The organism is Kribbella sp. NBC_01245 (assembly GCF_036226525.1).
In the GTDB taxonomy this organism is placed as follows: Bacteria; Actinomycetota; Actinomycetes; order Propionibacteriales; family Kribbellaceae; genus Kribbella.
The window spans coordinates 8,320,025-8,333,085 of sequence record NZ_CP108487.1; the positions used below are offsets into that span (position 1 = coordinate 8,320,025).

The following is a 13,061-nucleotide window of genomic DNA, read 5'->3' on the forward strand; positions in this document are numbered from 1 at the left end:
TTCTCAGCCGTAGACGATGCGCCGCAACTGCCGGGCGGACAGTTCGGGGGAGCGGACCGGCCAGTGCCGGAGTTCCGCGGCGACCCGGTCGAAGATCTCGTCGTTCCGCATGCCGTACACCTGTAACTCGGCGTGGCGGCGGCGAACGTAGTCCTCGGTGGTCTCGGTGAAGTAGGCCAGCACGTCGGCGACCACTCTGCGCGCGTCGTCCGGTGTCAGTCCCGTCGTACGGCTGACCTGCTCGACAAGTTCGTCGGCGGGAACCAATACGTCTTCACTCACAGGCCCACCTTGCAGTGATTTGAGATCAAATGGCAACAACTTGCCCGATATCGGGCAGGGTTTGCTATCGGTCTTGACTCTTGATATGGCGCTCAGCCGGGCGTACGACTGTCAGTACGGGTAGACCCTCGGGGATGTGTCAGCCGGCCGGCCTGGCTTCTGGCGTGCCGTCAACCGAGGAGGTCCCTGCCGTGAAGCGTCCTGTCGTCGTAGCTGCGCTCGCCGTCACCACACTGCTCGCAGCCACCGGATTCAGTGCCAACGCCCAACCGTCCCAGAGCAAGGGCCAGAGCCCCGCCGGCTCGTTCGCCCTGGCCGGTGCCGAGGCCCGCGCCTTCGCCGTACCAAAGGATGTCGTGAAGGTCTGGTCGGCCAAGCTGGCCAATGGCACCACGCAGACCCGCTACCAGCAGATCGCCGCCGGGGCGAAGGTGCTGGGCGGTCAGCTGACCGTGCTGTCCGACCGGGCCGGACGGAACACCGCCGTGATCGGCGCGTACTTCCCGGGCCTGAAGGCGAAGAACAGCCTGGCCGTCTCGGCCGCCACCGCCCGCGGCACCGCGGCGAAGCGGATCGGCGGCGCCGGCAAGTGGTCGACCGCGCTGCGCATCGACCCGCGCGACGGACGCCTGTTCCACGAGGTCCGCAACCAGCGGTTCGACCAGCGGTGGGTGCACTGGGTCGACGCGGGCTCGGGCGCGGTGAAGAAGCAGTACGACGCCGTGGCGCATGGCGACGGTACGGGCGTCAAGGGCGACACCAAGAGCCTGGATACCCGCCGGATCGGCGGCACGTTCTTCCTCCGGTCGCGCGACCTGCGCCAGGAGACGTACGACGCCCAGAACAAGTCGTCGCTGCCCGGCACGATCATGACCGACGCGGACGACCACTGGAACTTCAACCTGCCCACCCTCAGGACGCCGAGCCAGGCGCCCGGTGTCGACGCGCACTACTACGCGAACGTCGTGGACGACTTCTACGCCAACGTGTTCGGACGCGACAGCCTGGACGACAACGGCATGCAGATGATCTCGACGGTGCACGTCCTGAACCGGTACTGCAACGCTTTCTGGAACGGCGAGCAGATGGCCTACGGTGACGGCGACGGTAAGACCTGCCTCCCGTTGTCCGGTGGCCTCGACGTGGTCGGGCACGAGCTCACCCACGGTGTCACGGAGTTCACCTCGAACCTGATCTACCAGGACGAGTCGGGAGCGCTGAACGAGGCGTTCAGCGACATGATGGGCAACACGATCGAGTTCTACGCCGAAACCCGCGGGCTCGACCCGACGGTGGAACCGGACTGGCTGATCGGTGAGGACGTCATCCTCACGCCTGACGCCGCGCCGGGGTTCCGGAACATGGGCGACCCGCAGGAGGACGCCGATCCGGACCACTACAGCGAGTTCATCGTCACGACCGCGGACAACGGCGGCGTGCACTCCAACAGCGGCATCCCGAACCACGCCTACTACCTGGCCGTCAACGGCGGCAAGAACGCCGGCTGCGACGCGGTGGGGTCGAGCGGGCATCAGCACACCGCGGACTGTGGTGTCACCGTGCCCGGCCTCGGCGTGGATCGTGCGGCGCAGGTCTTCTACGCCGGCTTCACCAGCCTGACCGAGTTCGCGAACATGTGCGACGCACGCAACGGCACGGTCGCGGTCGCCGGGGCGGACGCCGCGAGCATCAGCGCCGCCTGGGAAGCGGTCGGCGTCAAGACCGGTTGTACGCCGGGTGTGCCGCCGCCACCGCCGTGCATCAGTGACCCGGACGCACAGATTCCGTTCGAGTCGCCGCACCCGTACGGCAACAACGGCGACTGCACCTGGACGTACAACAACGGCACGGCGGGCTTCGCGTTCCACTTCAGCCTGCTCGACACGGAGAAGGACTTCGACTACGTGATCGTGTCCGACGGGAACGGCAACGAGCTGGCCCGCTATACCGGGTTGTTCCGGCGAGGCGCGACCTCACCGTGCATCCCGACCAGCACGGGCTCCGTCCGCCTGCTGACCGACTCGTCGGTGGTGGCACAAGGCTTCATCGTGGATGCGGTGACGCCCTGCTGACCGGCCTTGCTGAGGGTCAGAACAACCGGAGTACGTCGGATTCCATGCCGCGCAGTACGTCGTAGTCGACCGTGACGCATTCGAGCCCACGGTCGACTGCGAGGAACTGGGCCTGCGGCTTGATGAGCTGCGCCGCGAAGATCCCGCGCACGGGTGCGAGCAGGGGATCGCGGTTCAGCAACTCGACGTACCGCGTGAGCTGCTCGACGCCGTCGATCTCCCCGCGCCGCTTGATCTCGACGGCTACGTGCTTGCCGTCGGCGTCGCGGCAGAGGAGGTCGACCGGCCCGATCGCCGTCGGGTACTCCCGGCGGACCAGCGTGAACCCCTCGCCGAACGTGGTGACGTGCTCCGCGAGCAACTCCTGCAGGTGCGCCTCGACGCCGTCCTTGATCAGGCCCGGGTCCAGCCCCAGCTCGTACGACGAGTCGCTCAGCACCTCCTCGAAGGTGATGCGCAACTCCTCGCCGGCCTTGTTCACCACCTTCCACTGGCCCTCCTCCTCGGAGAGCGTGCAAGGCGGCGACATCCAGTTCAGCGGCTTGTACGAACCGCCGTCGGCGTGGATCAGGACAGACCCGTCCGCCTTCACCATCAGCAGCCGCGGCGCCATCGGAAGATGGGCGGTCAGCCGGCCGGAGTAATCCACAGAACAACGAGCTATCACCAAGCGCACGACGAAGACCGTAGTGCACTCCCTCCCCACAACCGATAGCGCCGTGCCGTACTACGCGCTCGCGTCCGTCGTACGGCGGGCCTGGCCGTCGCCGTAGGGCGACCCTGGCGTCAGTCGTACGACGGGCCTGGCGTCGGGTCGTACGGCGGTGAGAGGGTTCCGGGATGAGCCTGCACTGCCCTACGACGCTGCTCCTGCTCAGGCCGGGTACAACTCCTCCAGCCGGGCGCAAGATCGCTCGCGTCTACTCGGCCGACATCGACGCTGAACTGGTTGCGGACCTCCACCGCGGCGAGACCGTCGTACTGCTCGCCGAATCCTTCCTGGACATCGCGGCTCCTGCAGAGTTCGAGCACGACGGCACCGGCTGGCAACGCGTCAACCGGCCTGAGCCAGTTCAACCGACTCAACCCGCTGAACCCGCTGAACCCGTTCCGCACCGGGCAGGCGTCCTCTTGCTCTCAGACCAGGGTGTCGCCGCCATAGAGCGAATCCGCGACGGCCAGCACTACCACGTACTCCCAGGCGGCCGTGTCGACCCAGGCGAGACCTCCGCCGAGGCCGCCGTACGGGAAGCCCGTGAGGAACTAGGCCTAGAGGTACGACTAGTAGGCCGTATCGCCGACGTAGTCGCCAGAGACGGCCTGCAGCACTACTACGCCGCCGAGGTCGTCTCAGGCGTCTTCGGCACCGGCACCGGCGAAGAGATGAACCACCCACCAGACTCCGCCGAAGGCACCTACCGAGCCGTCTGGCTCCCTACAGACGCCCTAGTAGCCGCCAACCTCAAACCCCCAGCCATGGCCGAAGCCCTCCAAGCCGCCGGCAACCTCCACGCCGCTGTAGTGACCACCTGGCTGACCAGCCCACTCCACGTAGACGAGACGATCTAGCGGTGGCCAGCACCCCGCTGCTCTTCCTCGACGTGGATGGCCCGTTGATTCCCTTCGGGGCGGCGTACCCGGTGGCAGCTGATGGAGACTCGAATCCGTTGTTGGCGAGACTGAATTCAGGCCATGGACCGCGCTTGGTAGCGCTGCACTGCGAGCTGGTGTGGGCGACCACCTGGATGGACGAGGCCAACGACTCAGTCGCTCCGCGCCTGGGGCTGCCGAAGTTGCCGGTCGCGACCTGGCTGGAACCCAGCAAAGAGGACGAGTGGCTCGGGTTGCACTGGAAGACCCGCGGGCTGGTGGCCTGGGCGGCAGGGCGACCGTTTGCCTGGGTTGACGACGAGATCACCAGCGGCGACCGCGAATGGGTGGCGGCGAACCATGGTGGCGAGGCGCTGCTGCATCGGGTCGACGCACGTATCGGCCTCACCGACGGCGACTTCGACGTACTCGACGAATGGTTGCGAACGCGTTAGGGCGGGCTCCGTTGCCCTGCCGGGCAGGTGTTGCCATGCGGACGGGGCGCGGTACTAGCGTGGGTGGATGGGTATCGAGGAGAACAAGGCTGTTGTCGAGCGGTTCGATCGGTTGATGGGGTCGGACGATCTGGATGAGCTCGATGAGTTGTGTACGCCGGACATGGTGAACCACACTCTCGCTCCCGGACGACCGGCTGGTCTCGCGGGAACCCGCGAGTTCCTGGAGACCATGGGCCGGCATCAAATCGTCAACCTCGTTTGGAAGACGTTGACCGTCGTGGCCGAAGGCGATTTCGTCGTGCAGTTCGGGGAGCGCGCCGGGGAATGGAAAGGCGGCGAGTTCCTCGGCTTCGAGGCGGAGGCCGGAGCCTACTCGCAGGGGTTCGCGATCATGTACCGCCTGGTCGATGGCCGCATAGCCGAGCGCTGGGCCATCCGCGACGACCTGGCCGTCCTCCGCCAACTGGGCGCGCTCACCCCGTAGGTCGCGCCACGGTCAGTTGGCAGTGGCCGTTTTCGCAGGTGCGGTGGAGGCGGCCGCGGGAGAGGGTTTGGATGAGGCCGATGGTCCAGCACATGGGGCAGCCTCGGAGGGCGAGTACGCCGATTGGCAGGAGTAGGAGGCTGAGAGGGCCGACGGCCGGGATGAGGGCGAAGGCGGCGATCAGGGAGCCGAAGCCCACCACGCCACGGATGATGTGCCGGGTTAGCGACGTACTTGCGAAGTCAGTCATTGTCCCCTCCAGGACGCAGTGTTTGTTGGACTGTTGTGCGGGCCCGGTGTAGGCGTGACTTCATGGCGGCCGTGCTGAGGCCTAGTGCGTCGGCGACCATGCGGCCGCTGTAGCCCTGGATGTCCCGCATGATCAGTACGCGCCGCTGGTCCTCGGGGAGAGCGGCGATCGCAGCCGCGACTGTGCTCGCCTCCAGGCGTTGCAGCACCTCTTCTTCGGCGGAAGGCCCAGCGGAAGGCACAGCGGTGTCCTCCCGCAGGGGCGCGTCAGCTCGTGTCAGGCGGCGGGCGCGGCGGAGGCATTCGTTGCGGACGATGCGGAACATCCACGATGCCAGGGCGCCGGAAGCCCGTAGCGTCCCGATCTTTCGGTACAGGATGATCAGGGCTTCTTGGGCGGCGTCCTCCGCGTCCTCCGGCGTGGCGCAGAGGGAGCGGGCGAATCGCCGTACGTTCGGATGTGAGCCCGACACCAGCGCGGTGAGCGAATCGACGTCACCACGCTGCGCGCCCGCGATCAACTGCTCACCCGGCCACGTCGAGCCGGGCCGGGTTGGGTCAGCCACGGGTGCGGGCCCGTTTGCGCAGGACGGCGTAGCTGCAGGTGCACACCAGTACGACTCCGACGGCGATAGCGATACCAACGATCATGACAGCCTCCATATCCAGTCCCGACGTCTGTCGGAATACGTATAAGAGGCACCGCCCGCCCAAAAGGATTCAGGCCCCCGGAAAACCGTCGCGGAGTGTGAGGTGGCACTCAGGGGTGATGTGGCTCATGGGCGGACCAGTGGTGGGACTGGCACACTGCGAGGCATGGCTCGTGAGATCAGGACCGTGGGTGTTGTTGGGCTGGGCACGATGGGCGCCGGTATCGCGGAGGTTTTCGCGCGTAACGGGGTGACCGTGGTCGGCGTCGAGCGCGACGAGGCCGCGGTGGCGCGTGGGCGGGGGCATATCGAGCACTCGACCGACCGCGCGGTGAAGCGCGGCAAGCTGGCGGTGGAAGAGCAGCAGGCGCTGTTCGACCGGGTCACGTTCGCCACCTCGATGGAGGCGCTGGCCGACTGCGACCTGGTTATCGAGGCCGTCGTCGAGCAGCTCGAGCTCAAGCGCGAGATCTTCGCCGCGCTGGACAAGGTCGTTCGCGAGGACGCGATTCTCGCCACCAACACGTCGAGCCTGTCGGTCACCGAGATCTCCGTCGCCACGCAGCGCCCGCGCCGCGTCGTCGGTATGCATTTCTTCAACCCGGCTCCGGTGCAGGAGTTCGTCGAGGTCATCAAGACGGTCGTGACCGAGCCCGACGTGGTCGAGGCAGTGTCCGAGCTGGCCCGCCGCCTCGGCAAGAGCCCGGTGGTCGCGGCCGACCGCGCCGGCTTCATCGCGAACGCCCTGCTCTTCGGTTACCTGAACCACGCCGTCTCCATGGTCGAGTCGCACTACGCCACCCGCGAGGACGTGGACGCGGCGATGCGCCTCGGCTGCGGCTACCCGATGGGCCCGCTGGCGCTGCTGGACCTGATCGGCCTCGACACGGCGTACGAGATCCTCGACACGATGTACAAGCAGGGCCGCAACCGCCTGCACGCGCCTTCGCCGATCATCAAGCAGATGGTCACCGCGGGCCTGCTCGGCCGGAAGACCGGTCGCGGTTTCTACACCTACGAGTCCGCTGACTCGCCCGTGGTGATCGACGACGAGCTCACGCCGATCGTCAACGGCGACCAGGTCAAGACGCGCGACGTCAAGCAGGTCGCGGTGATCGGCTCCGGCACGATGGCCGTCGGCATCATCGAGGTCTGCGCCAAAGCCGGGTACGACGTGCTCTACGTGGCCCGCGGTACCGAGAAGGTGGCCAAGGTCCGTTCCGGCCTGGAGCGCTCGCTCGAGAAGGGTGTACAGCGCGGCAAGCTCAACGCCGAGGAGCGCGACGCCGCCCTCGGCCGTATCACCGGTACGTCGAAGCTGGACGACCTCGCGACCGCGGACCTGGTGATCGAGGCCGTGGTGGAGGAGCTCAGCGTCAAGCAGGCGCTGTTCGAGACGTTCGACGAGATCTGCAAGCCGGGCGCGGTGCTCGCGACCACCACGTCGAGCCTGCCGGTGATCGATCTCGCGATGGCGACCAAGCGCCCCGCGGACGTGGTCGGTCTGCACTTCTTCAACCCGGCACCGGTAATGAAGCTGGTCGAGGTGGTCAGCACGGTCAGTACGGCGCCCGAGGTCGCCGACACCGCGGCCGCCTTCGCCGTTGCCCTGGGCAAGCACCCGGTGCGCTGCGGCGACCGCGCGGGGTTCATCGTGAACGCGCTGCTCTTCCCGTACCTGAACGACGCGGTCCGGATGCTCGAGGCGCACTACGCCGGCGTCGACGACATCGACACCGCGATGAAGCTCGGCTGCCGCCTGCCGATGGGCCCGTTCGAACTGCTCGACGTGGTCGGTCTGGACGTCTCCCTGGCGATCCAGCGCACGTTGTACCTTGAATTCCGTGAGCCGGGCTTCGCGCCCGCGCCGCTGCTGGAACACCTGGTTACGGCGGGTTACCTGGGCCGCAAGACCGGCCGGGGCTTCCGCGACTACAGCTGAGAGGACGCACGGGGATGCACCAGCGCTCGGTATTCGCTGGTGCCGTCCTGAACGTCGTCTACCTGCTCGTCCCACCGATCACCTCGCGGTGCTGTTGCTGTACTTCGTCTGGCCGCGCGAGGCCTCCCGTGGCGTCACCGCGGCCGCCTTCGCGCGCGGCTGGCGCCCGGTCACACCGAATGAGGCGACCTTCCCCGCGACGCCCTTGCCGTTGGAGGTCGGGCGGCCCTGGGTCATCCGGACGATCGCGATCTCGAGAGCGAAGAGTTCAACCGGGCTTTCGCGCTAAGGGCCGACGACCCGCGCTATCTGACCGACCTGCTGCACCCGCGCACGATGCAGACCCTGCTCGACGCCCGTCCGCTCGGCCTGATCGTGGTCGGCGATGCCCTGGTGACGTACGACGAACGCGGGCTGACCGCCGATTCGCTCACCCGGTTGATCCCGGCGACGGCGGCGATCGCGGCGGGCGTCACGCCGTACGTCATCGAGCACTGGGGATTCCGGACCGGTCCACCCGGCCCGCTGCGTTTCACCGGTCGCCGCTGGAACCAGTCGCAGTGGGCCTGGGTCTTTCGCCTGATCGGCGGCTCCGCGACCATCCTCGGCGTCACGTTGGCCGCGTGTCTGGTCGCGGCAATAGCAGAGGGACTGACGCTTGCCCGTTCGGGCGCAAACCTGTGGACAGCGGTCGGCGTACTCGCGATCGTTGCCCTAGTGTCCTGGGTTGGAAGTTCGTGCACATCTCCGGCGTCCAGGCACGCACCTCGCGGCACTTGAGAATCATCCACGATGCTCCGCATCGAGGACGCTTCTCAAGCACCGCGATGCACGCACCTGAACACCGGAGCTGAAGCACGAACTTCCAACCCAGGACACTAAGCTGCCAGTTCTTCGCACGTCCCCGAAAGGTCGAGTCGTGAAATTTCCCCTTGCCTTAGTCGCCGTTCTGCTCGCCGCCGTGGCCTGCGCGCCCGAGGAGGCGGGCACGTCACCGTCACCGTCGGCGCCTTCGGATTGCGCGAAGGACAAGCTCGCGCTGAAGACGGCCGGGACTTTCACGATCGGCACCGACAAACCGGCGTACGAGCCGTGGTTCAGCAAGGACGACCCGGCGAATGGCAAGGGGTACGAGTCGGCCGTGGCGTATGCGGTCGCCAAGAAGCTCGGGTTCGAGCCGACGGACGTGAAGTGGCTGACCGTCCAGTTCAACACCGCCTTCGCGCCGGGGCCGAAGAAGTTCGACATCGACGTGAACCAGGTCTCGATCTCGGAGCAGCGTCGTAAGGCCGTCGACTTCTCCACCGGGTATTACGACGTCAGCCAGACGGTCATCACGACCAAGGGCAGCAAGATCGCCGGCGCCAAATCCATCGCGGACCTGGCCGACGCCAAACTCGGCGCCCAGGTCGGGACCACCAGCTACACCGCGGCCAAGGAAGTCATCAAGCCCAAGCAGGACCCGGCCGTGTACGACACGAACGACCTGGCCGTGCAAGCGCTGAAGAACAAGCAGATCGACGGCATCGTGGTGGACCTGCCGACCGGGTTCTACATGACCGCCGCGCAGCTGGACGACGGCCAGATCGTCGGGCAGCTCCCGGCCTCGGGTGGCGCGGCCGAGCAGTTCGGCTTCGTGCTGGAGAAGGGGTCGGGCCTGACCTCCTGTGTCTCGCAGGCCGTTGACGCGTTGCGCACCGATGGCACCCTGGCGAAGCTGCAACAGGAGTTCCTGACCGGCGGCGGTGCTCCGGAACTGAAGTGACCACCTGGCAACCGTCCGACCTGCAGCGCGAGCGCCTCGCGTACCGACAGAGCCGGGCCCGCCGTTCCACCCTGATCGCGGCGGCCAGTTCCGTCGTACTGATCGGGCTGCTCGCGTTCGGGATCGGCTCGACGCCGGGCTGGCCGCGTGTCCGCGAGACGTTCTTCAACCTCGATCGTGGTTGGGAGGCGCTGCCGGTCGTTGCCGAGGGCATCTGGCTGAACATCCGGGTGATGATCGTCTGCGCCGTGCTGATCGTCATCCTCGGTCTGACCCTGGCCATCCTGCGCACGCTGCAAGGGCCGATCTTCTTCCCGCTGCGTTTCCTAGCCGCGGCGTACACGGACGTGTTCCGCGGATTGCCCCTGCTGCTGGTGATCTTCCTACTCGGCTTCGGCGTACCGGCCCTGCAACTCAAGGGCATGCCGAACCAAGCCGTAGTGCTCGGCGGCGCCGCACTCGTCCTCACCTACTCGTCGTACGTCGCTGAGGTCTTCCGCGCGGGTATCGAGTCGATCCACCCATCCCAACGCGCGGCCGCCCGTTCGCTGGGTCTGAGCTATCCCCAGACGATGCGCTTCGTCGTCCTGCCTCAAGCGGTGCGACGAGTGCTGCCGCCCTTGCTGAACGACTTCGTATCGCTCCAGAAGGACTCGGGCCTCATCGCCGTACTGGGTGTCGTCGACGCCATCCGGGCCGCGCAACTCGAGACCGCCGAGGACTTCAACTTCACGCCGTACGTCGTGGCCGGGCTGCTGTTCGTCGCGATGACCATTCCGTTGACCCGGTTGACCGACTGGGTGGCCCGTCGGCAGGGCTGGTACGGCGGCGGAGGTGGACTGGTATGACGCTGTTGTCCGTGCGGGATGTCCGCAAATCGTTCGGGTCGAACGTGGTGCTCGAGTCGTTCAGCCTCGACGTCGAGCCGGGGGAGTGCGTCGTCCTGATCGGCGCCTCGGGTTCGGGGAAGTCGACGTTGTTGCGCTGTATCAACCTGCTCGAGACCGTCGACGACGGCGTGATCTCGCTGAACGGCAAGGACATCACCGATCCCCGGGTGAACGTCGACCAGGTGCGAGCGGGGATCGGCGTCGTCTTCCAGGCGTACAACCTGTTCCCGCATCTGAGCGTGCTCGACAACATCACGCTGGCGCCGATCCGCGTCCACGGCGTGCGTCCGGCCGAGGCCCGCGAGCGCGCCCACGCCATGCTGGAGCGCGTGGGTCTGCCCGAGAAAGCCGCAGCCAAGCCGGACGAGCTCAGCGGTGGCCAGCAGCAGCGCGTCGCGATCGCTCGCGCGTTGGTCAACTCGCCGGCGTTGATGCTGCTGGACGAGGTCACCTCGGCGCTCGACCCGGAGCTCGTCGGCGAGGTGCTCGACCTGTTGCGCGAGCTGAAGGACGAGGGCATGACCATGCTGATCTGTACGCACGAGATGGGCTTCGCGCGTCAGGTGGCCGACCGGGTCTGCTTCCTCGACGCGGGCCGCATGCTCGAGTCAGGCCCGCCGTCCCAGGTCCTCGACGCTCCGCGCGAAGCCCGCACGCGGCAGTTCCTCAGTCGGCTCTCAGTGTGATGAGAGGTACGTCAGCACTGCCATCACCCGGCGGTTGTCGTCCTCCGAGGGCGGTAGGTCGAGCTTGGCAAAGATGCTGTTGGTGTGCTTGCTGACGGCCTTCTCGGTGACGAACAAGGCGCTCGCGATCGCCGCGTTGGAACGGCCTTCCGCCATCAGGCCGAGGACCTCCGCCTCCCGCGGGGTGAGCCGCTGGATCGGCTCGTCCCGGGTGTTGCGGGCCAGCAGCTGACCGATGACGTCCGGGTCCATCGCCGTACCGCCCGCGGCCACGCGTCGTACCGAATCGACGAACTCGGCCACGTTCGAGACGCGGTCCTTGAGCAGATACCCGACGGCACCGCCGCCACCCGTGAGCAGCTCTCGCGCGTACAGCTGCTCGACGTACTGCGACAGCACGAGCACCGGCAGGCCGGGGACCTGGCGGCGGGCCTCGATCGCCGCCTTCAGGCCCTCATCGGTGAAGGTCGGGGGCAGCCGAACGTCCACGACGGCGACGTCGGGTCGGTGTTCCACGAGCGCCGGAACCAGCCGGGGACCGTTGTCGACCGCCTCCACCACGTCGAAATCGTGGGCTTTCAGCAGTCGAATCAGGCCGTCCCGGAGGAGGGCGTGATCTTCAGCGATGACGACTCGCAAGGCAACTCCATGATCACGGTGGTCGGACCGCCGGTCGGGCTGACCAGGGTCAACGTACCGTCGAACGCGGCCAGCCGCCGCTGGATTCCGTACAAACCGCCGCCGGGCCGGATCTCCGCGCCGCCGACACCGTCATCGCCGACCATGATGTGGAGCTTTTCGTTCTCGTAGGTCAGCTGCACCCAGGCCGTCGACGCGGCCGAGTACTTGACCAGATTCGCGAGGGCCTCGGCGATCGCGAAGTACGCCGCGGACTCGACCGGCGCGGGCGCCCGTCCCGGCAGGTCGATGGTGATGTCGATGTTGATCGGGCAGGCCAGCGCGAGAGCCCGCACGGCGCCGTCGAGGCCTCGGTCGGCCAGCACGGGCGGGTGGATACCCCGCACCAGGTCGCGCAGTTCCGAAAGGGCGTGGCCGGCCGACTCGCGCGCCTCGGTGAGGAGTTGCTGCGCCTGGTCGGGATCGCGGCCGACCATCGACTCGGCGAGGCCCAGCGTCATGCTGAGCGCGGCCAGTCTCGCCTGGGCGCCGTCGTGCAGGTCGCGCTCGATCCGGCGCAACTCGGCCGCCTGGGTATCCACGGTCTCCGCTCGCGAAGTGGCGAGCTGCTGGACCCGCAGGTTCAGCTCGGCGGCCTTGGTGGGCCCGAGCAACGACTTGGAGAGCTTGGCGTACCCGGTCAGCAACGGGCGACCGAAGTTGTACCAGAGGAGGAACGCGATACCCGCGACCGGCCACATGTAGAAGCCCTTGATCGCGTGGTCGAGGTGGAACAGTCCGCCCATCGGCCGGTCGAAGACGCCATCGGGCGTGACCGCCAGCAGGAACGGATAGATCAGGTAGAAGATCATCGACAGGAACAGCACGGCCGAGAGCAACGTCATCACGAAGCCGAGCGTCGCGTTCACGATCAGCCAGGCCAGGTCCCGCCAGGTGGCCGGATCGGAGGCCGCGGTGCGTAGGAAACGCAGCGGACCGGGTTTGTTCGCCTGCCGGTAGGGCCGGGGGATCCGCACCCCGAGCAGGGTGCCGATCAGGCTGCGGTGGACGTTCGCATACCAACGGGTAGCGGGGATGGCCACGAGTAACAACGGAATACCCACCGTGACGATCACCAGCGGCGTCGCGACGACCTGCAGCACGAAGAAGGCGATGCCGATCTCGGCCAGCACCGCCAGCCCGAGCGCGACGAAGGGCCGCGCGAGCAGCGGCATCACCGCAACTCGCGTGTTCAGACTCGTCGGCATTTTCGCTGTCTCCCGTATCAGTTCAAGTGTTGCAGCTTTCGGTCCAAGTGTTTCAGTGAATCCATCATCCTCGACGCCGCCGGTGCTGACAGTGGTGCCAGGTCTAC

Annotated in this window: 16 protein-coding genes; 9 read left to right on the plus strand and 7 right to left on the minus strand. The window is 67.1% G+C overall.

Annotation, left to right across the window (positions count from 1 at the left end):
* Positions 1 to 3: 3 nt before the first annotated feature.
* Positions 4 to 282 (minus strand): hypothetical protein, encoded by a 279-nt coding sequence (locus tag OG394_RS38320; RefSeq protein WP_328992232.1) that lies wholly within the window; start codon positions 280 to 282, stop codon positions 4 to 6.
* A 191-nt stretch (positions 283 to 473) separates the two neighbouring features.
* Here OG394_RS38320 and OG394_RS38325 point away from each other — a divergent pair, with 191 nt between their 5' ends.
* Positions 474 to 2,354, plus strand: a complete 1,881-nt coding sequence (locus tag OG394_RS38325; protein ID WP_328992234.1) for a M4 family metallopeptidase — start codon at positions 474 to 476, stop codon at positions 2,352 to 2,354.
* 16 nt (positions 2,355 to 2,370) lie between these two features.
* Here the strand turns inward: OG394_RS38325 and nucS are convergent, their stop codons facing one another.
* Positions 2,371 to 3,030, minus strand: a complete 660-nt coding sequence (nucS, locus tag OG394_RS38330) for an endonuclease NucS (protein WP_328992236.1) — start codon at positions 3,028 to 3,030, stop codon at positions 2,371 to 2,373.
* A 164-nt stretch (positions 3,031 to 3,194) separates the two neighbouring features.
* Between nucS and OG394_RS38335 the strand changes: the two genes are divergently transcribed.
* From OG394_RS38335 to OG394_RS38345, 3 genes are all read left to right on the plus strand, one after another.
* A complete protein-coding gene (locus OG394_RS38335; RefSeq protein WP_328992238.1) occupies positions 3,195 to 3,923 on the plus strand; it encodes an NUDIX hydrolase in 729 nt (242 codons plus the stop codon).
* Between the two features lie 2 nt (positions 3,924 to 3,925).
* Entirely contained in the window at positions 3,926 to 4,399 is a 474-nt protein-coding gene (locus OG394_RS38340) for an HAD domain-containing protein (protein WP_328992239.1), read from the plus strand.
* A gap of 67 nt (positions 4,400 to 4,466) precedes the next feature.
* Entirely contained in the window at positions 4,467 to 4,886 is a 420-nt protein-coding gene (locus tag OG394_RS38345; RefSeq protein ID WP_328992240.1) for an ester cyclase, read from the plus strand.
* Here the strand turns inward: OG394_RS38345 and OG394_RS38350 are convergent.
* Both OG394_RS38350 and OG394_RS38355 read right to left on the minus strand, forming a co-directional pair.
* Entirely contained in the window at positions 4,876 to 5,136 is a 261-nt protein-coding gene (locus OG394_RS38350) for a hypothetical protein (protein WP_328992241.1), read from the minus strand. The two genes, OG394_RS38345 and OG394_RS38350, sit on opposite strands and share 11 nt — an antisense overlap.
* Entirely contained in the window at positions 5,129 to 5,701 is a 573-nt protein-coding gene (locus OG394_RS38355) for an RNA polymerase sigma factor (protein WP_328992242.1), read from the minus strand. Before OG394_RS38355 ends, OG394_RS38350 begins: the two co-directional genes overlap by 8 nt.
* Positions 5,702 to 5,951: 250 nt before the next feature.
* Between OG394_RS38355 and OG394_RS38360 the strand changes: the two genes are divergently transcribed.
* Positions 5,952 to 7,727, plus strand: a complete 1,776-nt coding sequence (locus OG394_RS38360) for a 3-hydroxyacyl-CoA dehydrogenase family protein (protein ID WP_328992243.1) — start codon at positions 5,952 to 5,954, stop codon at positions 7,725 to 7,727.
* Positions 7,728 to 7,805: 78 nt separating this feature from the next.
* On the opposite strand, the gene OG394_RS38365 is transcribed toward OG394_RS38360, so the two are convergent.
* Positions 7,806 to 7,964, minus strand: a complete 159-nt coding sequence (locus OG394_RS38365) for a hypothetical protein (protein WP_328992245.1) — start codon at positions 7,962 to 7,964, stop codon at positions 7,806 to 7,808.
* A 99-nt stretch (positions 7,965 to 8,063) separates the two neighbouring features.
* On the opposite strand from OG394_RS38365, the gene OG394_RS38370 reads away from it, so the two are divergent.
* From OG394_RS38370 to OG394_RS38385, 4 genes are all read left to right on the plus strand, one after another.
* A complete protein-coding gene (locus tag OG394_RS38370) occupies positions 8,064 to 8,507 on the plus strand; it encodes a hypothetical protein (RefSeq protein ID WP_328992246.1) in 444 nt (147 codons plus the stop codon).
* A gap of 139 nt (positions 8,508 to 8,646) precedes the next feature.
* The gene (locus OG394_RS38375; protein ID WP_328992247.1) at positions 8,647 to 9,492 is read left to right on the plus strand and encodes an ABC transporter substrate-binding protein; all 846 of its coding nucleotides are present in this window, start codon (positions 8,647 to 8,649) and stop codon (positions 9,490 to 9,492) included.
* A complete protein-coding gene (locus OG394_RS38380; protein ID WP_328992248.1) occupies positions 9,489 to 10,340 on the plus strand; it encodes an amino acid ABC transporter permease in 852 nt (283 codons plus the stop codon). Before OG394_RS38375 ends, OG394_RS38380 begins: the two co-directional genes overlap by 4 nt.
* A complete protein-coding gene (locus OG394_RS38385) occupies positions 10,337 to 11,068 on the plus strand; it encodes an amino acid ABC transporter ATP-binding protein (RefSeq protein ID WP_328992249.1) in 732 nt (243 codons plus the stop codon). Before OG394_RS38380 ends, OG394_RS38385 begins: the two co-directional genes overlap by 4 nt.
* Here the strand turns inward: OG394_RS38385 and OG394_RS38390 are convergent.
* On the minus strand, positions 11,060 to 11,707 hold the full coding sequence (locus OG394_RS38390) for a response regulator transcription factor (RefSeq protein ID WP_328992250.1): 648 nt from the start codon (positions 11,705 to 11,707) through the stop codon (positions 11,060 to 11,062). The two genes, OG394_RS38385 and OG394_RS38390, sit on opposite strands and share 9 nt — an antisense overlap.
* On the minus strand, positions 11,659 to 12,954 hold the full coding sequence (locus OG394_RS38395) for a sensor histidine kinase (protein WP_328992251.1): 1,296 nt from the start codon (positions 12,952 to 12,954) through the stop codon (positions 11,659 to 11,661). Before OG394_RS38395 ends, OG394_RS38390 begins: the two co-directional genes overlap by 49 nt.
* Positions 12,955 to 13,061 lie beyond the last annotated feature (107 nt).